Below are 26,716 nucleotides of genomic sequence, written 5' to 3'. Positions count from 1 at the left end.
ATTACATTGGTTATAAAAAATGATACACTAAGTTTATTCCCTCTTTTTCAATAAATGCTAAATCCCTTCATTAATAAATAGCAAAAAATGAAATTACGGTAATCAAGATATTATCATGATACACATTTACATTGTTACTTGCCAAACGCATGATATCAACATAAAAGAATATTTATGCTTCCTAGCTGATAATAACCATCTAAATTATCTGTGACCTATATTAAGTTATCTTTAGAGGTTTTTTGCATATTATGCGTTGAAACTTTAGTTATGGATGAAAAATTTCTATGTTATAAAATTAAGATTGCATTACTTAAGATTCGTTAGTTCGGATAACCGAATTGTTTTAAAGATTATTTTACCGGAGACTTTTAAGAAATATGAGTCATAAAAAACGGACGGAGATAATGATAAAAAATGGTGTAAGTGTAGTCATGCATCTGCACGTAATGTCTCATCCTGTTTTTCTGGTACCTCCCTTTTATGGCAGACAGTTTTTTATGGTTATGAATAGTTATACTATTCATTTGAATAAAATTGTGCGTGTCGCCTTCAGGATATTAACTTATGTCAAACAAAATGCTTATAGATGCCTCCCATCGGGAGGAAACACGTGTTGTTGTTGTTCACGGCAACAAAATTGAGGAACTTGATTTTGAATCAGAACATAAAAAACAGCTTAAGGGAAACATTTATCTTGCACGTATTACGCGTGTAGAACCGTCTCTCCAAGCAGCTTTTGTTGAATATGGTGGAAACCGTCATGGTTTCTTGACATTTTCTGAAATTCATCCTGATTATTATCAAATTCCTATTGCTGATCGCCTTGCTCTTCTTGAAGAAGAAGAAAACGATTCTGTAGGGGAAAATCCAGTTGACATTTTCACGACAGCAACAACTAAAGATAAAAAACATTCCAGAAAAACGAAAAAAAATGAAAAAAACAATGCCATAGCAGCCGATGATGAAAATGATATCATATCCGAATCTGTAACAATTGATAATACAGAAGAAATATTAAATGCCGATGTCTCTTATGATGAGATCGAAATGGTCGGTTCTGGGGATGCCCGTGAAGAACTCCCAACTTATCAAAGAAAGCAAGGACGCCAATATAAAATTCAAGAAGTGATTAAACGACGTCAAATTTTGTTAGTACAAGTCATTAAGGAAGAACGTGGTAATAAAGGGGCAGCACTTACAACATATCTATCTCTAGCAGGTCGTTATTCTGTTCTTATGCCCAACACAGCACGCGGTGGTGGAATTTCACGAAAAATTACGAATGTACAAGATCGTAAGCGTCTTAAAGAAATTGTAAAAGAATTAGCAGTTCCAAAGGGTATGGGCGTTATCTTACGGACTGCTGGAGCTAATAGAACAAAAGCTGAAATTAAACGCGATTATGAATACCTTATGCGATTATGGGATACTATTCGCACTTTGACGCTCAAATCGACAGCGCCCTGCCTTGTTCATGAAGAAAGCAATCTCATAAAGCGTTCTATACGAGATCTTTACAATAAGAGTATTAGTGAAATTCTTGTCTCGGGAGATCAAGGATATCGTGAAGCGAAAGACTTTATGCGTATGCTCATGCCAAGTCATGCAAAAGTTGTACAACCTTATCGTGATCCTACACCTATTTTTGCAAGAAATGATATTGAAATTCAGCTTGATAAAATGTTGCAACCACAGGTTTCTTTAAAATCTGGTGGTTATCTTGTTATTAATCAAACAGAAGCACTTGTTTCTATTGACGTAAATTCTGGACGCTCTACGAGAGAATTTTCTGTTGAAAAGACAGCTTTACAAACTAACCTTGAAGCTGCAGAAGAAATAGCGCGTCAATTACGCTTACGTGATCTTGCTGGTTTAATAGTGATTGATTTTATTGATATGCTTGAAGAACGAAATGTGCGATTAGTCGAAAAAAAATTAAAAGACTGTTTAAAAAATGATCGTGCTCGTATTCAAGTTGGTCATATTTCACACTTTGGCCTTTTAGAAATGAGTCGTCAACGTATTCGCATATCGGTTTTAGAAAGTACAACACAACCCTGTCCACATTGCGCAGGAACAGGAAGTATACGTTCTGAATCATCAATTGCTTTACATGTTATGCGCTCAATTGAAGAATATCTTCTTCATAATTCACGATATAATATTATTGTGCGCACACCCGTAACAACAGCACTTTATGTATTAAATCACAAACGCGATATTCTTGTTAATTTAGAAACACGCTTTAAACTTAATATTAGTATTGAAGCAGATAATAATATTGGAACGCAACATTTTGTTATTTCTAAAGGCACAATAGCAGAAAGCACTTCTCAATCTTCATTGGGAAATGAGAATAAGCAAGAAATTAAAGATTCTGTTTTCCTAAAGAGTGAATCCATTGAAAATTCCCCTCCTACTGAAACAAACCAAAAGCTTCAGCGAAAAAATCATCCCAATGAAATTACTGATCATTCTCTCTCTACCGTTCATAAAAAAGAAGATACGTTAAGTGATGATCCTTATCATCGAGGACGTCGCCGAGGACATCGAGGTGGTCGACGCAATCAAGATAATAGTTTTCATCAGTTTCGCGTTCCTTATGCAGAACCAGTGGGAGATTTTGCTAAGCAGGCTTTAGCAGAAATTAAAGCAGAACATCGCAGACATCGTGTTACATCTGCTAAATCTTTTGAGTTTGAAGAAATAAAAAATGATACACAAGCTCTAGATATACATCGACAAGATGAATCTATAAAAATTGACACAAATATTAAACCTAAAAAACCTTCTTCAAAAGTTGTCGAAAGCCAAATTTTTCTAGAAAATGGTCAAAATATTGCAGAACAAAAATCGCTTGAAGAAAAGTCTATAACCAGTTCAAGACGTAAGATTAAAACGAAAAAAGCAGATAGATCTATTCATGAGGTAGAGAATAAAACGTTTGAAAATAGTAAAAAAGCAACACGTAGTATACACAAAAAAACATCCTCTAAAGAGACAACACACATACAAAAAACATTAAAGAAAAAAGCTGGAATGGAGATGGAGGAAGTTGTCGAAACCTCTCCTATTAAAATTGAAGCAACAATCAACCAACCTGTTGTTATCTCATCAGCGTCCAATGATGCTCCTAAAACTGAGCGAATTGGTTGGTGGAAACGCAAAACTCTTTCCAAAAATTAAGAATACGAAAACCGCCACAAAAAATTGTGGCGGTTATAATAAATAATTATAGAAAAAATTCCAACTAATTCTATAATGTGTGCCTATTAGTTTTGTTTTGCTTTCTCTTGTTCAGCTCGCATACGCTCTTCAATTTCTTTTTGCTTTGATTGAATAGCTTGCTGCAATTTTATTTGTTCTTGTTGGAAATCTTTTTCTTCCATACCAGGGCCAGTATACGCAGCTGTAAATCCATTAAGAGAAAATTCAATAGGATTAGCTGAACCACGAAAATTAACTGTGGTTACAATCATTTTTGTACCATTTTTCATAGCGGCTATAAGCTTATCATCTAAGACATCATTGGCAATACAACTTGGTCCATTACAAATAATATAAGGAATTTTTCTAGAGAAATTATCACCAATTTTAACGTGAACACCTTCTGGCAAAAAACGACCTGTAGGCACTTGAATACCTATACGTTTTTCATTTTGCTTCCCTTTTATTTCAACAAGATTAAAAGCCGTTAAAGGTTGTCCCGTATTCGATAATACAGTATTCATTGTATTACAAATATCAACATCATGCTGCTTGCTACAAACTTTATACCAACCTTGAGATAAAGTTTGCGCATTTGCAGAAATAGCAGCTATAAGAAAAAAAGTAGTGAATACAACTAATACTGAAACAGTAGAATAAACATTTTTATGCGACATAATTAAGTCAATCCTTTCAACGCACTTTTGAGTAATTAAAAAAAATATTAAATATAATTCTAATTTAAATTTACGAAATATATAATAAAACAACAGTTAATTTTATTATTTTTACTTTAATATATATAAAAAAGTTAAATTTATAAAAAAGAATACCGCGGGTTATTTGAATTTTATATCCATACAGCACTCCCCTCTTTATCATACTGATATTTGATTGTAATTTATCCACAAAATACCTCTGTGTATTTAAACTAAGATTACACAAACGAATCAGCACTGTATTATGAATTAAAATGAACTTCCATGCTATTCTAAAAATTTTATTAATTTAAAATTTTATACTGATTACTTTTCACATTAAGCTTAATTAAAGCTTTAGAAACAAGTATTGCAATGTATGAAGTTCTAAAATATCAGAAAAATTTATTCTTTTTATGTGTCCTTAAAGTTGAAATAAAAAAGATAAAATCAATTTATGAGAACATTTGATGAACTAAATCCGTTCGTGTTCACAGCTTTTGAAAAATTGCAAAGAAGTTTTTTCTGTAAGGAATTTTCTATCCTTTTTTACAAAATAATAATGGTATGTTTTTTATATTATAAAATCTTTGTGGTTTATAGCTTTTGGTTAAAAAGTTGAGGTTGAAAATACGCAATTAAAAAATCAATTTTTTCTTAATTTAACGACATATTCTCAAACAAAAAATTTATAACTGTTGAAAATATTTCATTGATAATAAATTTCATTAAAAATAAAATAATATATTCTTTTATAATAATATCTTAGCATTTTTCATATTTAACAAGCAACCTAATATCACAACCCTCTCTATATATTGAACCAACAAAATTTATTCACTTGCACCTTCACTTTTGTAAAAGATTTTGTAAATAAAAATATAATAAAGTTAATATGTTGTTTGAAATTATTTTATAGAAATCCTCTTTAGAGTCCACACTTTTACACGTGTTTTATTTGACCATTTTTTATACAAGATTGCCATGTATGAATAGAGTATAATGCAAGTGGTGTAACGCATATGTGCATTCAAATGAAATAAAAGTAGCTAAATTTACAAAAGTTCATAAATTTTGTGATACGTTTTTATCAGATACAAATTGCATTGTTTAAAAAGAAATCGTTTAAAATTGTCGATAATATAAAAGATCCAACTTGTTTTAATAGTTGGATGATTAATTGCATTACTAAAACGTGAAATTACAATTTTTAAAATGAAAAGTGTAAAATAAGAATATTATAGCAATATCTTATTAAATACTAAAGAAAGTAATCGTTTTAAACTATTATTATAGCTTCTAAGTTTTAATTCATTAAGAATACAAAAAAGGATCAAAAAAATAGTGATTTTATAATTTCAATATTTTTTACCGGATAAAAAATAAACGGGGAATGAATAAGATAAATACTTTATAGTTCTATATTTGTTTATTTATAAAAAATATAATGATACGTTAAATTCATTTTTATATTAGAATTTAAATTAGTAAAGATTTAAATCTTTAATCGGATGAAAAATAAAAATAATTTGTTACATGATGGCAATTGTTGGTTTTATGACAATATAAAATATGTCATTCTTCTCAAGTGCGTGGGCGTGTCTATGGCAATGCCGAGAACTATAAAAAAGCTTTTCTTTTTCGAGATGCCAAAGTTTGTGAAAGTGCGTATCTATAACAAGAAAAATTAAACAAACAAAGCAAGACAAGTATAATTCTAAAAAACTGGAAGGTTTCTAAAAACAGTAATATTATCAATATTACTGATAAAACAAAAAATAAAAAACAAGCGTGAGGGGAATTTTTCTTATGGCTATGAGCCGTTCATAAAAAAGAGAGATCAAAAGAGAAAGCCATGCCAATTAGGACACGACCTTCCACTGGAGGTTTGGGAATAATCACTTTCAAATGATGATATACTCTAGACAAAACGTATTAATATCGCAAGCGCTTATTCTATTGATTAAAATTTATTAAAATGAACATAAAAACGTATCAGTCATAATGTCCTCATTTTATTATATTATCAGGTGATAATAATAAAACAAAAATACATGATTAATAAATTATTTATTTTTGCTACTTTCTGGTACTCATCATAATTTTCTGTATTTATCCAAGATAAATTTTAATAGATATTACCATACATTATTTTTCACGAAAAATTCTAAAATATACTGTTATAAAAAATTAAATATTTTTTTATTTTAAACATATTTTTGCAAAAATAAAACTACACTCTTTACTTGAATCATTTTTTAACATGAACATACATACGATGTATAATTTTTCTCTTTTCTGGAAGCATTATATGATATATTTCTTTCGTGCTTCTAGATAATAAAGGAGTAACTTTTACATTCGAAGAATTGCGCATCATCATATCTTTTATACCACTAATTACCTGTTTTTCACAATCTGAGATACTCATCACTACTCATTCTTCAAAGTGCTTGATTAATTCAGAGAATCTTTCATCCAACTAAAATCTTTCCATAATATATCCCCTATATCACTGTCCAACAAATTCTTTTCAATTTTGAAAGAAAGAACCATAAATGAATACAATTATATCACTTCATCAATCTCGCTATCACTAAGAATTCTGATGTTTTCTGTATCACTATCGAATCCTAATCCATAAGCGCTTCAAGATTTTAGATATTTTTTGCTTTACTTACTTTCTCTTCATACTCTCCTACTCTATTCGCTTGCTCATACGCTCAATATGCAAAATTTTCCGTTTCTTGCGCTAAATCACTTGGTTTTGAAAAAAGCTTATAACGCTCTCCATTAAGGTCGCTGTGTTCTTGTAGAAGTCTATAATGTTCTATATTATGAGAGCGTATTGGCGAAAGCATTAAATCAGCGAATGTCTTTTCAATAAATTTCAATCTCTTTTTAATAACTTGTAGCCTTGCTTTAATACGCTTATATTTCTCGTCAAGCGTTAAACTAGAAAGCGATAGCTCAGTTAAGCTAAACTCAGCATGAGCGTTTTTTACGCCATATATTAAGGGGAGTAACAAAAAACCATTGTTAGCAATTTTTGTAATGAAGAAGATATCTTATTTTAACCTAAATTTTGTCTTTTTAGAGAAATTACAGAAAACTTCTATGTGTAAACTCTTTCTATTGCGCTTCTAACGCCTAAGTTATTTTCTTAATTATATCAATACGTATTATAACAAATACAGAAGAGATTATTTCATTATAAAATTAAATTTTATTTTTATAAAAAACAACAAACAGATATTTATATAGAATAATCTTATAAAAATAAGGAATGTGTTGAAAAGTAGAAAAACTACTTTAAACAGGATGTTGTTGTGCCATTTCTACAAGTTGTGTCATAATCGTTGCTGCTTCAATAAGTCTGTCATCAACGCTAACCCAATCTCGAATAAGAGCAATACTTTGGTCTGGACGAATTTTTGCCATTGAACCTTGTTTTCCCACCCACTCAACAAGAGCAAGACTATCGACGAAATAATTATTGCGAAACTGTATAACAATACCTTTTGGTCCAGCATCTAATTTTTCTACATGGGCTTTTCGACACAACGTTTTGATATGAAAAACTTTAAGGATATGTTGAACTTCAAGGGGTAAGGGACCAAAGCGATCAATTAGCTCTGCTGCGAATTCATTAATCTGGTCTAAATTCTCAAGTTCTGTCAAGCGTCGGTAAAGCCCCATACGTAATGATAAGTCAGGTACAAAACTTTCTGGGATCATCACGGTTGTACCAAGTGAAATTTGAGGTGACCATTGCCTATCCTCATTTAGCTCTCCATCTTTTAATTCAGCAACAGCTTCTTCAAGCATTTTTTGATAGAGTTCAAATCCAACTTCTTTGATATGTCCCGATTGTTCCTCACCTAAAAAATTGCCTGAACCACGAATATCCATATCGTGACTTGCCAATTGAAATCCAGCTCCCAGGGTATCAAGGGATTGTAATACTTTAAGACGACGATCAGCTGCAGGCGTTAAAACTTTACCCGAAGGAAATGTAAAAAGTGCATAGGCACGTTGTTTTGAGCGCCCTACCCTCCCTCGTAACTGATAGAGTGCAGAAAGACCAAACATCTCAGCGCGATGCACAATTAATGTATTAGCTGTTGGAATATCCAGACCAGATTCAATAATGGTTGTCGATAACAAAACATCATATTGCCCATCGTAAAATGCATTCATAATATCATCAAGTTGTCCAGCCGGCATTTGTCCATGAGCCACAACGATTTTGAGTTCTGGCACATTTGTTTTGAGATATTCTTCTACAAAAGCCAAATCAGAAATACGAGGACAAACATAAAAGCTTTGACCACCACGATAATATTCTCGAAGCAATGTTTCGCGTATAACAAGTGCATCAAAAGATAAAATAAAAGTGCGAACCGCCATTCTATCAATAGGTGGAGTCGTTATTAATGAAAGCTCACGGACTCCCGATAATGCCAATCCTAAAGTTCGTGGTATGGGAGTCGCTGAAAGTGTGAGAACATGAATATCGCTTTTAAGTTCTTTTAAACGCTCTTTATGTTTGACCCCAAAATGTTGTTCTTCATCAATGATAAGAAGACCTAACCGTGAAAAATTAACTGCATCACTTAATAATGCATGGGTTCCAATAACAATATCAATTGTACCATCTGAAATACCCTTTTTAACTTGTGCAAGTTCTTTCGTTTTCACAAGCCTTGAAACATGACCAATTTTAATCGGTAATCCTTGAAAACGCGAAATAAATGTCTTGTAATGTTGACGTGAAAGCAAAGTTGTTGGGACAACGACAGCCACTTGATATCCATTTAATGCAGCAACAAAAGCACTTCGAATGGCTACTTCGGTTTTTCCAAAACCAACATCACCGCATATCAAGCGATCCATCGGCTTTCCTGATGCTAAATCATTTAAAACAGCATCAATTGCATTAATTTGATCTTCGGTTTCTTCATAGGGAAAGCAAGCAACAAACTCATCAAAAGGTTCAACTGGTGGGAATAAAGCAGGTGCAGCACGGGTCATGCGCTCTGCAGCTATACGGATTAATTGCCCTGCCATTTCTAATAAATGTTTTTTAAGTCGAGCTTTACGTGCTTGCCATGCTCCCCCTCCTAATTTATCTAAAGTTACCTCTATTCCTTCTGAGCCATAACGTGAGAGAAGCTCAATATTTTCAACGGGTAAAAAGAGTCGATCACCTCCAGCGTATTTAATTTCAAGGCAATCTCGTAAAATTCCAGTGGTTGTAATGGTTTTAAGGCCTACAAATTGACCAATACCGTGATCGACATGCACAACAATATCACCAGAATTTAAAGCAGAAATTTCAGAAATAAAATTTGTATTGCTCTTACGCCGCTTTGGCGATCTTATAAAACGATCACCAAGGATATCTTGCTCTGCTATAATAGCCAAATCTTCAGATTCAAAACCATGTTCTATCATGAGAACAGCCGCTAATATGCGATCTCTTGGTGTTGCTTTGACAGTTTGTAAAGATTTTACAACATCTATTTTTTTTAATCCATGCTCGTTGAGAACTTGTAGCAAACGATGCAAAGACCCTTCACTCCAACACGCTAAAAGCACTTTTTTACCAGCAGCACGTAAAGATGAAATGTAATCAATAACACTTGAAAAAACATTTTTTTCCTGCGCATTACGTTCTTTTACAAAATCATAGCCCAGTTTAATATTGACGTGAATAACTGTTTGTTCCGAACTTTGTGGAATATTAAAAGGCGAAAAATCAATCCGCTGTGAATATTGTTGCACATATTCTAAAAAACGCTTTGGCGTTAAATAGAGAAGTCGAGGGTCTACTGGATGATAAGAAATAGAATTTTCTTTATCATTTTCGCGCTCTTTGCGCGCATTATAATAGTCTTCAATAAGACGATAGCGTTCAATGAAGACTTCCTCTATGAGATGCTCAAAAACAAGTGGTAAGTTGCCACAATGATCAAAAAAAGTATCAAGGTTTTCATAAAAAAATGGAAGCCAATGTTCCATACCGGAAAAACGCCGACCTTGAGCAATTGCTTCATAAAGCATGTTGTTTTTTTGTGATATACCGAATGTTTGGATATAATTGCTTTTAAAACGGTTAATGCATTCTGGTGTAAGAACAACTTCACTCATTGCTTGTAATAAAATTTCAGTTGTTTGGCGTGTTGTTCTTTGAGTTTCTGGATCAAATACGCGGATGCTTTCTAGAGTATCTCCAAAAAAATCAAGACGTAAAGGCTCAACATCCATAGGAGAAAAAATATCAAGTATGCCTCCTCTTACAGCAAACTCACCAACATCACGGACAACTGTAACGTGTTCAAAACCGTTGGTTTCTAAGAATTGAATTAGATTCCTCATGCTATTGCGTTGACCAATATGTAAGTGAATGAGCTGAGATTCTATCATTTCACGAGGGGGCAACTTTTGCATAATTGCATTTGCTGTTGTTAATATAATTGCAGGATGTGGATTTTGACGTAAATTTGCTATACGTGCCAACGCTGATAGTCGATGTGCCATAACAGCTATTCCTGGTGATACGCGATCATAAGGCAAACAATCCCACGCAGGAAATGGAAGTACAGGCAAATTGGGTTCAATAAAATTTAAAACTTGTTGTAAATGTGCAATTTTTGTTCCGTCACGGACAACATAGATGAGTGGTTTACCGCGTGCAATTTCTGAACTCAATTCAGCAAGCGCAAAAGCTTCAAATCCATCAGAAACACCATTAAACGTTATATGACCAGAACTGTTTTTGGGAATAATAATTTTCTTTAATATAGGCATCGAGATCAATAACTTAAGTAAGGACGGTAATTGGCAATATCACGAAAAAGTGTACTATCAACTTCAGATGGTGGTAAAATTTCTCCGGTAATCCATGTGAGTAAATCACGATCATCAAAAGACATAATATACTCAAGTTCAGAGAGTGTTTTATCATTCATCTCAACAATATGAGCATCTACAAAATGTCCCAAAATAAGATCCATTTCACGAATACCACGACGCCATGCACGAAAAATCAACCGGCGACGACGCACATCCAATAGATCTTTGTCAACGACAAAAATTGTCATAAAAAATCTCCTTGAACAAAGTTATAATAAAATATAAAATCTTTATATTTCCCTTAAGGAAGCTCTATAATTTTTTGTTCTTTAAGTGTAATTCTACGATGCATTTGCTTAGCCAAAGTGTAATTATGTGTTGCGATAAGAGCAGAAAGACCAGACTGACGAACAAGGGCAGATAAGGCTTGAAAGACATAAGCTGAAGTTACAGGATCAAGATTTCCTGTAGGTTCATCAGCCAAAAGAACCGAAGGGCCATTTGCAACTGCACGGGCAATAGCAACGCGCTGTTGTTCTCCTCCTGATAATTCTGATGGTCGATGGTTAGCACGATGAGAAACACGCAGATACGTTAATAATTTACACGCACGATCTTCTGCTATGGATTTTTTTAATCCTGCTATCATTTGTGGTATCATAACATTTTCTAAAGCAGTAAACTCTGGAAGCAAATGATGAAATTGATAGACAAAACCAATATCATTTCGTCTTATAGTTGTTCGCTCACTATCAGAGCACTTCGCACAAGAAACACCCCGTAACATCACATCACCAGATGTTGGTTTTTCTAATAATCCAGCAATATGAAGAAGTGTTGATTTTCCAGCACCAGATGGTGCAACAAGTGCGACAAGCTCTCCACGATTAAGGATAAAATTCGCTTTATTTAAAACAATAAGCGGCTTATCATTCTCAAAAAAATGTCTTTCAATCTCTACAAGCTCTAAAATAGCTGTCATTATTCATACCTCAAGGCTTGTACCGGATCTAGCTTAGCAGCCCGCCATGCCGGAATGAGAGCAGCAAGAAATGACAAGAATAAAGCCATAACAGCAACCAAGATAGTCTGTTTCCAGTCAATTTGTGCAGGCAATTTTGTTAAAAAATAAAGTTGAGGATTAAAAACATCGACATTAAATAACCAAGATACAAAATCTTGGATATGATTAATATTCGTGGTTGCAATAACACCTAAAATTAAGCCTAATATCGTTCCAATAAAACCAATCATCATTCCTGTGATGATAAATATACGCAAAATCGCACTCTGTTGAGCACCCATCGTGCGTAAAATTGCAATATCATGACTTTTATCTTTTACAAGCATAATCAAGCCTGAAATGATATTTAAAGCAGCCACAAGAATAATCAGAGAAAGAATGAAAAACATAACATTTCGTTCAATCTGTAAAGCTGAAAAAAAAGCCTGATTGCGTGTGCGCCAATCAATTAAATAAATCTGTTGATCGACTGCTTTTTCTATAACAGGCCTTATTTGATCAACCGAATCAGGATTATTTAGAAACAACTCTAAAGACTGAACTTTATCTCCTAAATTAAAAAACATTTGTGCTTCATGAAGAGGCATAAAGATGAATATTGAATCATATTCAGACATACCAATTTCAAAAATAGCAACGACTTTATAAGTTTTTACACGCGGGGTAATGCCAAAAGGAGTCTCATCACCATCTGGCGTAATAATACGAAGATCTCTTCCCACGGTAAGTCCCAATTTCTCAGCTAAACCACTGCCAATTGCAACACCTTCTTCTTTATCAAACTGAGAAATCGATCCTAATTTAATATTTTGAGATACTGTTTTAAGCTTTTCTAAATCTTGTTTGCGCATACCGCGTACTAAAGCACCCGATCCTCCTTGAGCTATACCTTGAACAAGTGCTTGACCTTCAATAACAGGCAAAGCAAATTTTACACCATTTGTAGCTTCTAAAGAAGAAATAAGAGTTTCATAATCAGAAAAACCAGAATCAATTGTTTGAACAATAAGGTGTCCATTCATACCAAGAATACGATTGAGAAGTTCTGTACGAAAACCATTCATAACCGCCATAACAACAACTAGAGCAAATACTCCCAACATAATCCCAATAAGAGAAATAATTGAAATAACAGATGCTACGATATGTTTTTTATTGGGGATCATATAACGAAAAGCGATCATCCATTCATAAGATAAAAGCCTTTTATTTTTCAGCCTCTTCATGACATTTCCTATTAAATTATAGAAAGTTGGCTGAGGACATCTTTAACCTTTAAAGATTTTTTTACACCTGTCTTTCGATCTTTAATTTCAACTTCATTTTGTGCAATACCGTTAGGACCAACAATAATTTGCGTTGGCAAGCCAATCAAATCCATCGTTGCAAATTTTGATCCAGGACGTTCATTTCTATCGTCTAATAATGGATCAAAACCAGCATCCTTTAATCCCTGATAGAGAAGTTCACATGTCTGTATACATTTTTCATCATCGGATTTCATATTAATAATCCCGAAATCGAATGGTGCCATCGACTTTGGCCAAATAATACCATTTTCATCATGAGAAGCCTCAATAGCAGCGGCAACAAGACGCGTAAGTCCAATACCATAAGATCCCATAGAGACTACATGCTCCTTTCCATCTTGTCCCATAACTTTTGCTCTCATTGGAGTAGAATATTTAGTGCCAAAATGAAAAATATGCCCAACTTCAATACCACGCGCTGAAAGACGATTATTCTCAGAAATTTTAGCCCACTCTTCTTCATTATGCATTTCCTCTGTCGCTGCATAAAAAGACGTCCACTGTTTAACAATATCATCCAAAACAGCTTTATCACCAAAATCGATTAAACTGTGGGGAATAGTAAGTTCAAAAAAATTTCTATCACAAAAGATAGCACTCTCTCCCGTTTCAGCCAAAATGATAAATTCATGACTGAGTTCTCCCCCAATTGGACCTGTATCTGCACGCATGGGAATTGCTTTTAAGCCAAGACGAGAAAAAGTGCGTAAATAAGCCACAAACATACGATTATAAGATGCTTTAGCGCCTTCATAATCAAGATCAAAAGAATAAGCATCTTTCATTAAAAATTCACGTGCCCGCATCACACCGAAACGTGGGCGAATTTCATCACGAAATTTCCATTGAAGTTGATACAAATTAAGTGGAAGATCTTTATAAGAACGAACATAGGAACGAAAAATCTCTGTCACCATTTCTTCGTTGGTTGGACCATAAAGTAAATCACGCTTTTGACGATCTTTAATGCGGAGCATTTCCAAACCATAATCATCATAACGACCGCTTTCACGCCAAAGATCAGCGGTTTGGATTGTAGGCATCAATATTTCTATTGCACCAGCGCGTTCTTGTTCCTCACGAATAATTCTACAAACTTTATCAAGCACTTTCTTCCCCAAAGGAAGCCAAGAATAAATCCCTGAGGTTTGTTGTCGAATCATCCCAGCACGCAACATAAAGCGATGAGAAACTATTTCTGCTTCTTTAGGATTTTCTTTTAAAAGTGGGAGAAAATATTGCGAAAGACGCATTGAAATAATTAACTCCTAATCTGATCTACCATATTGGAACAATTTAACGCCCCCTCTGTTCATCTATAGCGGCATTCTGAATACTTGCAAATATAATGATCTTACTGTTTTAAAATTTATTATGCTCTACTCTCTATTTTTCTTATTTAGCAATAACGTAAAAATGCTTTTCTCTTTTTAAAGAATGTAATATAAAGGTTATTTATTTTGACTGATGTAAAAAAACTGTACAAATAGGTTTTTTTTGCCAGATTTCATGAACAGCTGCTCTCACTGCACGTCGTGTTGCCTCTCGAATTAGTTCTTTATTTTTCTGTTTCATGCGTGAAATATTATAAACTGTACTTTCTATAATATCTAAAAGAATAGTTTTTAAATTTTCCCCTTTGCTATTATTGAGAGGTAGGCCGAATGTTGTTAGACCTATATCCCCTAACAATTCATACTTATGATTTAGATGGAGAGAAATAGTAATATAACCAGCATAGCTTAGTTTGCGACGTTCACGAATCCCTAATTCATCTTCATCCCCAATGAGGCAACCATCCTTATAGATACGACCAACAGAAACTTGATCAATAACTTTTACAGGCTCCGGTGCAAGACGTAACATATAGCCGTTTCTGATATCCGTAACAGTTTTAATACCTGCTTGACATGCTAAAGCCGCCTGAGCCTTAAGATGCATTGCTTCTCCATGGACAGGGACAAGGATCTGTGGCTTTATCCAATCATACATCTGTAAAAGTTCTGAACGATAGGGATGACCTGAAACATGAACAAGTGCATCTTCATTCGTAATGATTTCAAGACCCAAATCAATGAAATGATTTTGCACTTCAATAATTGCTTTTTCGTTCCCTGGAATATTTCGTGATGAATAAATAACTGTATCACCAGCAGAAAGTACAATATTCTTCATTCCATTCCGTGACAATTTAGTTAAAGCAGCACACGGCTCACCTTGACTTCCGGTGACAATTAAAACAAGATCTTTTCGCGGAATGTAACTATAGTCATCTTCTGTGACAAATGGAGCTAAACCATCCATATAACCAAGCTCTTGTGCAACCATAATGCTTCGTTTAAGAGAACGTCCAATGACAAGCACCTTACGTCCAGAAGCTTCAGCGGCAAGAGCAATAGAGCGTATCCGACCAATATTAGAAGCAAACGTTGCTATCGCAACGCGCCCTTCAGCTTTTGCAATAATCTCAGAAAGACTAGTTTGAACCTGCAGCTCGGATGGAGATAAACCATCTCGACATGCATTTGTAGAATCACAAAGCAATGCTAAAACGCCTTTATTGCCTAAAGCACGAAATCTTTTTTCATCTGTTACAGCTCCTAATGAAGGGGTATGATCAATTTTCCAATCACCAGTATGGACCACAGTCCCCAAAGACGTTGTAATTGCCAAAGAAACAGATTCTGGTATTGAATGGTTAACAGCAATAGCCTCTACAGTAAAAGAGCCTACCTGAAAACAATCACCAGCTTGAAAAATATTGAGTAAAATTTTATGAAATTCAAAATCTGATTGTTTTTTAGTTTCCAATAATCCTGCCGTAAAGGATGTACAGTAAATTGGAATTTGTAACTTTGGCCATAAATCAAGAACAGCCCCATAATGATCTTCATGAGCATGCGTCAAAACAAGACCACGCACATTATGTTTTTCATTTTCTAAAAAACGGATATCAGGCAAAACAAGATCTACTCCTGGCAATTCAGGACCAGAAAAACTGACCCCCATATCAATGAGCAGCCATTCACGAAAATTTTGTGGCCCAAACCCATAAGCGGCTAGATTCATCCCTATTTCACCGACTCCTCCAAGAGGTAAGAAAACAAATTCATTCTCATTGGCTGCAACCATAAATATCTCCCAAATCATTAAGGTAATCTGATGGTGAAATAATTTTTTTCAATAACGATCTGCATTAATAGAAGCAACCGAACCAAAATGAATATCTCCAGCTGTTATAATGGCTGTCTGACCATTTTTTTGTTTTATGAGGCAGTTAAAATCATTATCAAGACCATCAAAAAAACCCTGAATGATTTTTTCATCATTCACTACTTTAACATGTTTTCCAAGGTGAGCAGAATATAAAAGCCATTTTTTTCGAATGATTTCACATCCTTTTGGTTGTTTCCAAAGAAGGAAATTTTTAGAGAAACACTCTGTCAAAACTGTAAACAACTGTTCTGCTTCAATATGCAAACCAATATGCTTTAAGCTTGAAGTAGAATAAGGTGCATTTTCATAATTATATTTCACATTGACTCCAACACCAATAACCAATGCATATTGTTGGGATGGTAATTTAAAAATCTCGAGCAAAACGCCAGAGCTTTTCGCACCTTTGAGCAAAATATCATTTGGCCATTTTAAGCTCACAATATTATTTATTTGCTTTTCATCTTTTATAAATTGTTTTATTGCTTCTATTACACTCACACCAGCAACAAAACCAAGTTGGGCAGCTGTTTGACGGACAATACCATCAATTAACAAAAGGCTAGAATAAAGATTCCCTTTTGGACTAAACCAAACTCTCCCTCTTCTTGCTCTTCCTTGTAATTGTTCTTGTGCAACAATCCAAAGATAACCTTTATGGCCAGTTTGGGCTTTTCGTTGCGCAATGAGATTAGTTGAATCAACAATCCCGTATGATTCAACAGTGTATCCCTGTTTTTGTGCAAAATCTGATAAAATATAAACCATATTCATTAAAACAATGCCGCTGCTGCTTTTTCTGCTAACTCAGCGAACCAAACTCCTAAAAGTGTGTAAAATAAAATAAATAATGCAGAAAGACCGAGACAAAATTGAATCTCATTCGATAAAGAAACGAAATGTATTTTCGCATCATCAAACCACATAATTTTAATGATTCGTAAATAGTAAAAAGCCCCAACAACAGAAGCTATCATCCCAACAACAGCAAGCGGCGTAAGTCCCGCATGGACAGCAGCAGAAAATGTATACCATTTCCCAAAAAAACCTGCCATAGGCGGTATGCTTGCTAAAGAAAAAAGCTGTATCGTCATCACGACAGCCATAAATGGATTTGTCTTGATGAGACCTGAAAGATCATAAATATTCTCAACACTCCCATTACTAGAACGCATTCCAAGAATAAAAGCAAATGAACCGAGTGTCATTCCAAGATAAATAACCATATAAAGAATAACACTTTTTATCCCAACCATATCTCCGGCAGCTAAACCAACAAGCGCATACCCCATATGACCAATTGATGAATAAGCCATCAGACGTTTAATATTGCTCTGACCAATTGCAGCAAATGCACCAAATATCATTGACGCAAGTGCCATGAACACCAAAATTTGCTGCCATGCAGGCATAGAGTTACCAGAACCACTGAGTGGAATAAAGGTCATAACCATAAGACGAATAATGAGTGCCATGGCAGCAATTTTAGGAGCACCAGCAAAAAATGCTGTAATAGGTGTGGGTGATCCTTCATAAACATCAGGGGTCCACATATGAAATGGAACTGCAGAAATTTTGAAAGCCAAACCAGCTAAAATAAAAACGATTGCAAAAATAACCCCCAATTGGAGAGTTTTACCTTTCAAAGCAATAGCAATTTCGTGAAAACCAATCTGACCAGTAAAACCATAAAGCAAAGAAATACCATAAAGTAATAATCCTGAAGACAACGCTCCTAAAACGAAATATTTTATACCAGCTTCAGAAGATTTTACATTATCGCGATTAATCGCAGCAAGGACATATAAAGCTAAGGACTGTAATTCCAATCCCATATAAAGTGACAGCATATTTCCTGCTGAAATCATCAGCATCATACCAAGGGTTGCGAAAAGAATAAGCACAGGAAATTCAAATATATCAAGCTTTTGAGAACTATTAAAACCAACAGATATAATAAGAGAAAAAAGAGCACCAATAAGCGTTAAGATTTTCATATAACAACCAAAAGAATCAATAATGAGCGCATTGGTTTGAAATAAACCAGTCTTCGGAAAAATGATAATCATAACAATGGTTGCAATAAAAAGAGCAATGACCAGCCCCGTTATAGTTAAAGAGGAACGCGCATTAGGATAAATACCAACTAAAAGCAATACTACCCCCCCGAGTGCTATTAAAAGCTCTGGAAGAATTAAGACCAATTGCGCTATCATTTCATTTTGCATGTACATTTTTGCCTTATCTAATGCAGTTTATTGATGATGGCTTCTACAGAAAACGCCGCGGTTTTAAAAATAGGGGTTGGATAGACACCAAAAAATATTGTCAGAATAACCATTGGATAAAGAATAAATTTTTCTCTTGAAGAGAGATCTATAAGGACTTTTAAATTCTCTTTAGCCAAAGAACCAAAAACCACACGCCGATAAAGATAAAGCGCATAGGCAGCTGATAAAATAACACCAGTTGTAGCAAAAACAACAACCAATTTATTTACTTGGAAAACACCTATTAAAGTTAAAAATTCACCTAAGAATCCTGAACTCCCAGGTAAACCAACATTTGCCATAGTGAAGATCAAGAAAACAACAGCATATTTAGGCATGTTATTTACTAAACCACCAAAAGCTGCAATTTCACGTGTATGTAAGCGGTCATAAATAACCCCAACACAAAGAAATAAAGCTGCTGAAACAATTCCATGTGAGAGCATCTGATAAATGGCCCCTTGGATACCCTGTTCATTCGCAGAAAAAATGCCCATTGTAACATACCCCATATGCGCTATCGATGAATACGCAATAAGCTTTTTTATATCATTTTGAACAAGTGCAACCAACGACGTATAAATAATAGCGATAAGCGATAGTATGAAAACCAAAGATGCAAAATCTGCTGAAGCAATAGGAAACATAGGCAAAGAAAAACGAAGAAAACCATACCCACCTAATTTGAGTAAGACACCAGCTAAAATAACAGAACCCGCTGTCGGTGCTTCTACGTGGGCATCGGGAAGCCAAGTATGAACTGGCCACATCGGCATTTTAACAGCAAAAGAAGCAAAAAATGCAAACCATAACCATATTTGCATATGAGCAGGAAACTGATGATTTAATAAGGTTGGTATATCAAGTGTGCCAACCTCCCAATACATAGCCATAAGAGCAACCAACATAAGGACTGAACCAAGTAAAGTGTATAAAAAAAACTTGATACTTGCATAAACACGACGCGCTCCACCCCATACACCTATAATGATAAACATTGGAATGAGGCTACCTTCAAAAAAAACATAAAATAACATTCCATCAAGAGCACAAAAAACTCCAATAATCGCAACTTCCAGAAGCAGAAAAGCAATCATATAAGCTTTTAATTTTTCCTTAACATTCTCCCAACTTGCTAAAACACAAAAAGGCAAAAGAAAAGCCGATAGAACAACAAAAAGAATAGAAATCCCATCAACCCCCATATGATAACTAATGCCTCCCCCTAACCAACTGATTTTTTCAACCATTTGAAAATTTGGATTGGTAGAATCAAATCCTAGCCAAATAATTAAAGAAATAATAAAAACAAAAATAGTCGTAAAAAATGCGACATTACGTATATTATAGCGCGCAATTTCACTATCATCTTTGATAAACAAAATCAGAAGCACACCAACAAGCGGCAAGAATGTAACCGTAGAAAGAATCGGCCAATCAATCATTGATTTATGCCCCCGATCATCATCCATGTAATGAGTAATGCAACACCTATAAGCATCGCAAATGCATAATGATAAAGATAGCCTGTCTGTATTCGAACAACTTTATTTGTAATATCAACAACACGTGCCGCAATACCATTTGGACCTAGACCATCAATAATTTTACCATCGCCCACTTTCCAGAGAAAAGAACCAATTCTAAAGCTAGGACGAACAAATAAAAAGTTATATAATTGATCAAAATACCATTTTTGGTAAAGAAAGCGATACATTCCCGGCATAATACGAGCCATTTTCTTGGGAAGAGATGGGAAAAAAATATAGAATAAATAGGCTAATATAAATCCAAAAATCATTGCTATAAATGGCAACCATTTTACCCAATTAAAGACACGGTGAGCATCATGAAGAATATGATTATGGCTGCTTGTAAACAATGCTCCTTTCCAAAAAGCATCGTATAAATCACCAAAAAAGTAAGGTTGAAAAATGACACCAGCAAATATCGCCCCAATAGATAAAATAAGAAGTGGGATTAACATCACCGGAGGAGATTCATGTATATGATGCATAACATCAACAGTTGCCCGAGGTTTGCCATGAAATGTCATAAAGATAAGTCGCCATGAATAAAAGCTTGTTAATAAAGCTGCAAAAACAAGAAGAGAAAAAGCATACCCTGAAGCAATATTATGGGACGCAAAAGCAGCCTCTATAATTACATCTTTCGAGAAAAAACCAGCAGTTCCTAAAAGTGTTCCTGGAATACCAACCCCCGTCAATGCAATGGTTCCTATCATCATTATCCAATAGGTAACCTTTATATGTTTGCGTAACCCGCCCATTTTTCGCATATCTTGCTCATCAGATACAGCATGAATGACAGAGCCCGCACCAAGAAATAATAAAGCTTTAAAAAAAGCGTGTGTAAAAAGATGAAAGACAGCAGCTCCATAAGCTCCAACACCTAATGCAACAAACATATAACCAAGCTGAGAACATGTAGAATAAGCAATAACACGCTTAATATCATTCTGCACCAACCCCACAGTTGCCGCAAAAAACGCTGTTGTTGCTCCAACAATAATAATCACGGTCAAAGCAGTTAAAGAAAGTTCAAAAATTGGTGACATACGTGCAACCATAAAAACACCAGCTGTTACCATTGTGGCAGCATGAATAAGTGCTGATACAGGTGTAGGTCCCTCCATTGCATCAGGAAGCCAAGTATGTAAAAGAAATTGTGCTGATTTTCCCATTGCACCAATAAATAATAAAAGACATGTAATGGTAATTACCGTCTGTCCATCACACTGCCAACCTAAAAATGTTATATTCTGTATAAAGCTATTGTTTACAGCTTTTGCAAAAATAGAGTCAAAATCAACCGATTGAAATAAAACAAAAATACTAAATATTCCTAAAAGAAAACCAAAGTCTCCAACACGATTAACCACAAAAGCTTTCATTGCAGCCTTATTAGCAGAATCACGCTGAAACCAAAAACCAATTAAAAGATAAGAAGCAAGTCCTACACCTTCCCATCCAAAAAACATTTGGACCAAATTATTGGAGGTCACCAACATAAGCATCATAAATGTAAATAAAGAAAGATAAGAAAAAAAACGGGACCTTGAAGGATCATGATGCATATAACCAATTGAATAAATATGCACTAATGCCGAAATAGTGTTTACAACAATAAACATGACAGCTGTTAATGTATCAACATGTAAAGCCCAATTAAAGCCCAAGTTACCAACAGTAATCCAATGTAATACCACTATATCAACCGCTGGAGTATGATCAAGTGCAATTCTAAAAAATGCTACCCACGATAACATGGCAACAACCACCATGAAGCTACATGTTATCAATTCACTCGCACGATCCCCTATAGTTTTCCCACCTAGTGCTGCAATAAAAAAACCCAACAGCGGAAGAAAGACAATCATATAATAATACATTGTTGATTAGCCTTTCATTACATTAATATCTTCAACCGCAATAGAGCCACGATTACGGAAAAAAACGACAAGGATTGCTAAACCAATGGCAGCTTCAGCGGCAGCTACGGTTAAGACAAATAAAGCGAATATTTGACCAACGAGATCATGAAAAAATGCTGAAAATGCAACAAAATTGAGATTAACTGAGAGCAATATAAGCTCAATAGACATCAAGATAATAATCACGTTTTTTCTGTTTAGAAAAATTCCAGCAATACCAATTGTAAACATCAAAGCAGAAACAATAAGATAATGCGTAATATCAATATACATCTCCATAGCCCCGCTTAAATACCTTTGCCTGATTCAACTTGCTTGATTTCAATGGCACTTTCCACCGTTCTAGAAACTTGCTCTGCAATAGATTGCCGCTTTACACCCAATTTATGGCGAAGTGTTAAAACAATAGCACCAATCATTGCAACCAATAAAATTATCCCAGAAATTTGAAAATAGAAAACATAATCCGTATAGAGAATATCACCTAATGCTTGTGTATTTGTTCGCCGCATTAAATTTGGCATTGGTTGTGTAACATGCGTTCTTAAGCCTGGAGAAAAATAACTACTCAAGAAAACAACAATCAACTCTACAGCGACAATAACGCCAATAAAAACTCCAATAGGAGCATACCGAAGAGTTCCATTTTTTAACTCAACAAAATCAACATCAAGCATCATAACCACAAATAAAAATAAAACAGCAACAGCCCCAACATAAACAACAAGCAGAATAAGCCCTAAAAACTCTGCTCCTGCAAGCAAAAATAAAGCTGCAGCGTTAAAAAATGCGAGGATTAAAAATAAAACAGAATGCACAGGATTGCGTGCTGTAATAACAATAACCGCGCTTGTTAGCATAATAAAAGCAAACAAATAGAAAAATGCCACCGCTAGATCTGTTAGCATAGGCTTCTCCTTAATTATCGAAACAGTTGGTATAAACTTCATACCAGATTATAATTTATCAGAAAACTATCCGACACCTCATTTAATGACACACTTAACGATAAGGTGCATCCATCAATATATTTCGAGCTATTTCTCGTTCCCAACGATCTCCATTCATTAAAAGCTTTTCTTTATCATAGTAGAGTTCTTCACGCGTTTCTGTTGCAAATTCAAAATTTGGCCCCTCAACAATAGCTTCTACCGGACAAGCTTCTTGACAAAAACCACAGTAAATACACTTAACCATATCGATATCATAACGCACAGTTCTTCGGGTACCATCATTACGTCGCGGACCTGCTTCAATTGTAATTGCTTGTGCAGGGCAAATCGCTTCACATAATTTACAAGCAATACACCGTTCTTCACCATTTGGATAGCGACGTAGTGCATGCTCACCACGAAAACGTTGAGATACAAAACCTTTTTCATAAGGATAATTAATCGTGGGCTTTGATGAAAAAAATTGACGCATAGCTAAGAAAAAAGCACTCACAAATTCCAATAGAAGGAGTGACTTTGCTGCCTGAATAAAACCTGACATCGTAAAATCTCCTCTTAAACAAAATCCGTAAATTTTAAAAAAGCAGCAGTTATCACAACCATTGCTAATGAAAAAGGAAGAAAAACCTTCCAACCAAGGCGCATGAGCTGATCATAGCGATAACGTGGAACAAATGCTTTAACTATAGCAAACCAAAAAAATACAAAACAGACTTTCAAAACAAACCAGATGATACCAGGAACCCAATTAAGCCACCAAACATCTAAAGGAGGAAGCCAACCACCTAAAAATAAAATGGTTGTTAATGCGCACATTAAAACAATAGCAACATACTCGCCGAGAAAGAAGAGCATGTAAGGCGTTGAAGAATATTCTACCATATGACCAGCAACAAGCTCAGATTCCGCTTCCACCAAATCAAATGGAGGACGGTTTGTCTCTGCGAGTGCGGAAATAAAAAATATAATGAACATTGGAAAAAGAATAAACCAATTCCAATCAAGAAAACTATTAAAAGGAAGACCAAGAGTTGTACCCAAACCATGACTTTGTTTAAGAACAATTGTTGTGAGATCCAATGAACCACTCACTAAAATAACAGTCACAAGGACAAAACCAATGGAAACTTCATAAGAAACCATCTGTGCTGCCGAACGCAAGGCTCCTAAGAAAGGATATTTTGAATTTGATGCCCATCCGCCCATAATAACACCATAAACTTCAAGAGATGAAATAGCTAAGATGTAAAGCAAACCAACATTAATCCTCGCAATCTCCCAGCCTTCATTGACGGGAATAACAGCCCAAGTTGATAAGGCAAGTGTCGCTGAAACAAAAGGCGCCAAGAGAAAAACACCCTTATTCGCACCAGCAGGAATAATAGGCTCCTTAACGACAAATTTAATTAAATCTGCGAAAGACTGTAATAATCCCCACGGACCAACAACATTTGGACCACGCCGCAATTGTACTGCTGCCCAAATCTTTCTATCTGCGTAAAGAAGATAAGCAACTAAAACCAAAAGAACCACTAAAAGAAGAAGTATTTTTCCAACAATAATAAGTAATGGTAACAGCCAAGTCATAAAGAAACCATACATCATTATTTCTTTTCCTTTGCTCTTACTCTACAGTTTGTTTAATATAGCTTGTTTTGCAAATGATGAACATTCAGCCATAACGGCAGAAGCACGTGCTATCGGATTTGTCAAATAAAAATCTTTAATCATAGAAATAAATGTTTGACTCTTTAAAGAAATCATTTTTGAACCAAGCGCCTTAAGCTCACTTATATCAGAAGGCACAATATCATCAACGACACAAAGATGTGGATAATCATTAAACAAGCATTGTCTTAATTGAGAAAGAGAATCAAAAGGAAGCCGTTGTCCTAAAATATCTGATAAAGCACGCAAAATAGCCCAATCTTCTTTTGCTTCACCTGGAGCAAAGCCAGCTCGATTTGTCATTTGAACACGCCCCTCTGTATTTACATAAAGCCCTGATTTTTCAGTGTAAGCAGATGCAGGCAAAATAACATCAGCAGCATGTGCACCATTATCACCATGGCTACCAATATAAATAGTAAAAGCTTTTGTATTAGCTAATTCTACTTCATCAGCACCAAGCAAAAATAAAACTTCACAGGTTTTAATAATATTTTCAACTCCAAGCTTAGAAATAAATCCTATGTCCAATCCTCCAACAGTTGATGCTGCATTATGAAGAACCCCAAAACCGTTCCACTTCTCGCTAAGAGCACTAATATTATCAGCTAATTTAGCAAGGTTTCGTAACACAGATAAACCTTCATCTCCTGAAACAGCCCCCTCTCCAATAAGGATAAGGGGTCTCTTGGCTTCTTTTAAGACATTTAAAAAAGCATTTTCCCCACGAATAAGTGTAGCTAATGCATCACTACCAGATCCAAGATAAGTATAAGGATAACGTAAATCGACCTCCTCTCCAATTAATGCAATAGGAAAATTTCCTTTCCGTTCGCGCTTTAAAATACGCGCATTTAAAACTGCAGCTTCATAACGTGGATTAGATCCCACAATAAGCATAGCATCAGCCCGTTCAATCCCCGAAATTGTAGGATTAAAAATATAACTCGAGCGCCCAAACTCAGGCGACAAAACGCTCCCTCTTTGACGACAATCAAAGAGCGTTGAACCCAAGGAACTCAGTAATGCTTTAAGGGCATACATTTCTTCAACAGAAGCAAGATCTCCAGCAATTGCTCCAATTTTTTCTGGAAAAGTTTGGGAAATCACCATTTTAATTTTTGAAAAAGCTTCTGTCCAAGTGACAGGTCGAAGTTTTCTATCTTTGCGCACATATGGTTTATCAAGCCGCTGAGTACGTAATCCATCCCAAATAAAACGCGTTTTATCAGAGATCCATTCCTCATTTATTTCTTCATTCGTACGTGGCAGAATCCGCATAACTTCACGGCCTCGGCTATCAATACGAATGGCACTGCCAAGGGCATCCATCACATCAATCGATTCCGTTTTTACTAATTCCCACGGACGAGCATGAAATGCATAAGGCTTTGAAGTTAAAGCTCCTACTGGACAAAGATCAATAACATTTCCTTGTAATTCAGATGTCATTGCTTTTTCAAGATATGTCGTAATTTCAGCATCCTCACCACGACCGATCAAACCAAGTTCAGAAATACCTGCTACTTCCGTTGTAAAACGAACACACCGTGTACAATGAATACACCGTGTCATAACAGTTTTGACAAGAGGCCCAATATATTTATCTTCTACAGCACGTTTATTTTCTGTATAACGAGAACAATCTCGTCCATAAAGCATTGCTTGATCTTGAAGATCACATTCTCCCCCTTGATCACACACTGGACAATCCAAAGGATGATTAATGAGAAGAAATTCCATAACACCTTCACGTGCTTTTTTTACCATTGCCGTATTGGTAAAAATCTCAGGCACTTCACCGTTGGGCCCTAACCGTAAATCACGAACCCCCATAGCACAAGAAGCCTGAGGCTTTGGAGGACCACCCTTAACCTCAACCAAACACATGCGACAATTTCCAGCAATTGACAAAGATTCATGAAAACAAAAACGCGGAATTTCTGCTCCAGCTGCCTCAGCAGCCTGAAGCAACGTGTAATAATCAGGAACCTCGATCTCTTTGCCATCAACTTTGATATTTATCATTACTCTTCCAACCTGTGGACAATTCAT

Annotated in this window: 17 protein-coding genes; 1 reads left to right on the top strand and 16 read right to left on the bottom strand. The window is 35.1% G+C overall.

All coding sequences use genetic code 11. The features are described from left to right. Nucleotides 1-567: 567 nt before the first annotated feature. Entirely contained in the window at nt 568-3,189 is a 2,622-nt protein-coding gene (locus tag GGR08_RS03140; protein ID WP_183193940.1) for an Rne/Rng family ribonuclease, read from the top strand. A gap of 86 nt (nt 3,190-3,275) precedes the next feature. Here the strand turns inward: GGR08_RS03140 and GGR08_RS03135 are convergent, their stop codons facing one another. The 16 genes from GGR08_RS03135 to nuoG all read right to left on the bottom strand — a co-directional run bounded on the left by GGR08_RS03135 (nt 3,276) and on the right by nuoG (nt 26,689). Next, entirely contained in the window at nt 3,276-3,887 is a 612-nt protein-coding gene (locus GGR08_RS03135) for an invasion associated locus B family protein (protein WP_183193939.1), read from the bottom strand. 3,333 nt (nt 3,888-7,220) lie between these two features. Further along, nucleotides 7,221-10,721, bottom strand: coding sequence for a transcription-repair coupling factor (gene mfd / locus GGR08_RS03130; RefSeq protein ID WP_183193938.1), 3,501 nt, complete (start codon nt 10,719-10,721; stop codon nt 7,221-7,223). A gap of 5 nt (nt 10,722-10,726) precedes the next feature. Further along, complete coding sequence (locus GGR08_RS03125) at nt 10,727-11,014, bottom strand: FAD assembly factor SdhE (protein WP_183193937.1); 288 nt, start codon at nt 11,012-11,014, stop codon at nt 10,727-10,729. Nucleotides 11,015-11,067: 53 nt separating this feature from the next. Further along, entirely contained in the window at nt 11,068-11,748 is a 681-nt protein-coding gene (locus GGR08_RS03120) for an ABC transporter ATP-binding protein (RefSeq protein ID WP_183193936.1), read from the bottom strand. Next, on the bottom strand, nt 11,748-13,016 hold the full coding sequence (locus GGR08_RS03115) for a lipoprotein-releasing ABC transporter permease subunit (RefSeq protein WP_183193935.1): 1,269 nt from the start codon (nt 13,014-13,016) through the stop codon (nt 11,748-11,750). The genes GGR08_RS03120 and GGR08_RS03115 overlap by 1 nt, the downstream gene beginning before the upstream one ends. Before the next feature lie 11 nt (nt 13,017-13,027). Continuing rightward, nucleotides 13,028-14,353, bottom strand: a complete 1,326-nt coding sequence (gene proS, locus GGR08_RS03110; RefSeq protein WP_183193934.1) for a proline--tRNA ligase — start codon at nt 14,351-14,353, stop codon at nt 13,028-13,030. Nucleotides 14,354-14,555: 202 nt separating this feature from the next. Continuing rightward, a complete protein-coding gene (locus GGR08_RS03105) occupies nt 14,556-16,232 on the bottom strand; it encodes a ribonuclease J (RefSeq protein WP_183193933.1) in 1,677 nt (558 codons plus the stop codon). Nucleotides 16,233-16,280: 48 nt separating this feature from the next. Continuing rightward, the gene (locus GGR08_RS03100) at nt 16,281-17,090 is read right to left on the bottom strand and encodes a biotin--[acetyl-CoA-carboxylase] ligase (protein WP_183193932.1); all 810 of its coding nucleotides are present in this window, start codon (nt 17,088-17,090) and stop codon (nt 16,281-16,283) included. Then, nucleotides 17,090-18,544: an NADH-quinone oxidoreductase subunit NuoN gene (gene nuoN / locus GGR08_RS03095; RefSeq protein WP_183193931.1), complete on the bottom strand. Its 1,455-nt coding sequence runs from the start codon at nt 18,542-18,544 to the stop codon at nt 17,090-17,092. Before nuoN ends, GGR08_RS03100 begins: the two co-directional genes overlap by 1 nt. A 17-nt stretch (nt 18,545-18,561) precedes the next feature. Then, nucleotides 18,562-20,031 carry an NADH-quinone oxidoreductase subunit M gene (locus GGR08_RS03090; RefSeq protein WP_183193968.1) on the bottom strand — a complete coding sequence of 490 codons (1,470 nt, stop codon included), beginning with the start codon at nt 20,029-20,031 and terminating at the stop codon, nt 18,562-18,564. Further along, a complete protein-coding gene (gene nuoL, locus GGR08_RS03085; RefSeq protein WP_183193930.1) occupies nt 20,028-21,998 on the bottom strand; it encodes an NADH-quinone oxidoreductase subunit L in 1,971 nt (656 codons plus the stop codon). The genes GGR08_RS03090 and nuoL overlap by 4 nt, the downstream gene beginning before the upstream one ends. Nucleotides 21,999-22,004: 6 nt before the next feature. Then, a complete protein-coding gene (nuoK, locus tag GGR08_RS03080) occupies nt 22,005-22,313 on the bottom strand; it encodes an NADH-quinone oxidoreductase subunit NuoK (RefSeq protein ID WP_183193929.1) in 309 nt (102 codons plus the stop codon). Between the two features lie 14 nt (nt 22,314-22,327). Continuing rightward, complete coding sequence (locus tag GGR08_RS03075) at nt 22,328-22,948, bottom strand: NADH-quinone oxidoreductase subunit J (RefSeq protein ID WP_183193928.1); 621 nt, start codon at nt 22,946-22,948, stop codon at nt 22,328-22,330. A gap of 94 nt (nt 22,949-23,042) precedes the next feature. Next, nucleotides 23,043-23,534, bottom strand: coding sequence for an NADH-quinone oxidoreductase subunit NuoI (gene nuoI / locus GGR08_RS03070; RefSeq protein WP_183193927.1), 492 nt, complete (start codon nt 23,532-23,534; stop codon nt 23,043-23,045). 14 nt (nt 23,535-23,548) lie between these two features. After that, the gene (gene nuoH / locus GGR08_RS03065; RefSeq protein WP_183193967.1) at nt 23,549-24,595 is read right to left on the bottom strand and encodes an NADH-quinone oxidoreductase subunit NuoH; all 1,047 of its coding nucleotides are present in this window, start codon (nt 24,593-24,595) and stop codon (nt 23,549-23,551) included. Nucleotides 24,596-24,622: 27 nt separating this feature from the next. Continuing rightward, nucleotides 24,623-26,689: an NADH-quinone oxidoreductase subunit NuoG gene (gene nuoG, locus GGR08_RS03060; protein WP_183193926.1), complete on the bottom strand. Its 2,067-nt coding sequence runs from the start codon at nt 26,687-26,689 to the stop codon at nt 24,623-24,625. Nucleotides 26,690-26,716 lie beyond the last annotated feature (27 nt).

The sequence above is a fragment of the Bartonella fuyuanensis genome (assembly GCF_014197255.1).
GTDB classification, from domain to species: domain Bacteria; phylum Pseudomonadota; class Alphaproteobacteria; order Rhizobiales; family Rhizobiaceae; genus Bartonella; species Bartonella fuyuanensis.
Note: the sequence above shows the minus strand (reverse complement) of the source record. Positions and strands in the feature narration are given on the sequence as shown.

Excerpts from the sequence above, each read along its gene's own strand:
- GGR08_RS03140 (WP_183193940.1), top strand. The coding sequence starts at position 568 with ATGTCAAACAAAATGCTTATAGATGCCTCCCATCGGGAGGAAACACGT.
- GGR08_RS03135 (WP_183193939.1), bottom strand. The coding sequence starts at position 3,887 with ATGTCGCATAAAAATGTTTATTCTACTGTTTCAGTATTAGTTGTATTC.
- mfd (WP_183193938.1), bottom strand. The coding sequence starts at position 10,721 with ATGCCTATATTAAAGAAAATTATTATTCCCAAAAACAGTTCTGGTCAT.
- GGR08_RS03125 (WP_183193937.1), bottom strand. The coding sequence starts at position 11,014 with ATGACAATTTTTGTCGTTGACAAAGATCTATTGGATGTGCGTCGTCGC.
- GGR08_RS03120 (WP_183193936.1), bottom strand. The coding sequence starts at position 11,748 with ATGACAGCTATTTTAGAGCTTGTAGAGATTGAAAGACATTTTTTTGAG.
- GGR08_RS03115 (WP_183193935.1), bottom strand. The coding sequence starts at position 13,016 with ATGAAGAGGCTGAAAAATAAAAGGCTTTTATCTTATGAATGGATGATC.
- proS (WP_183193934.1), bottom strand. The coding sequence starts at position 14,353 with ATGCGTCTTTCGCAATATTTTCTCCCACTTTTAAAAGAAAATCCTAAA.
- GGR08_RS03105 (WP_183193933.1), bottom strand. The coding sequence starts at position 16,232 with ATGGTTGCAGCCAATGAGAATGAATTTGTTTTCTTACCTCTTGGAGGA.
- GGR08_RS03100 (WP_183193932.1), bottom strand. The coding sequence starts at position 17,090 with ATGAATATGGTTTATATTTTATCAGATTTTGCACAAAAACAGGGATAC.
- nuoN (WP_183193931.1), bottom strand. The coding sequence starts at position 18,544 with ATGCAAAATGAAATGATAGCGCAATTGGTCTTAATTCTTCCAGAGCTT.
- GGR08_RS03090 (WP_183193968.1), bottom strand. The coding sequence starts at position 20,031 with ATGATTGATTGGCCGATTCTTTCTACGGTTACATTCTTGCCGCTTGTT.
- nuoL (WP_183193930.1), bottom strand. The coding sequence starts at position 21,998 with ATGTATTATTATATGATTGTCTTTCTTCCGCTGTTGGGTTTTTTTATT.
- nuoK (WP_183193929.1), bottom strand. The coding sequence starts at position 22,313 with ATGTATATTGATATTACGCATTATCTTATTGTTTCTGCTTTGATGTTT.
- GGR08_RS03075 (WP_183193928.1), bottom strand. The coding sequence starts at position 22,948 with ATGCTAACAGATCTAGCGGTGGCATTTTTCTATTTGTTTGCTTTTATT.
- nuoI (WP_183193927.1), bottom strand. The coding sequence starts at position 23,534 with ATGTCAGGTTTTATTCAGGCAGCAAAGTCACTCCTTCTATTGGAATTT.
- nuoH (WP_183193967.1), bottom strand. The coding sequence starts at position 24,595 with ATGTATGGTTTCTTTATGACTTGGCTGTTACCATTACTTATTATTGTT.
- nuoG (WP_183193926.1), bottom strand. The coding sequence starts at position 26,689 with ATGATAAATATCAAAGTTGATGGCAAAGAGATCGAGGTTCCTGATTAT.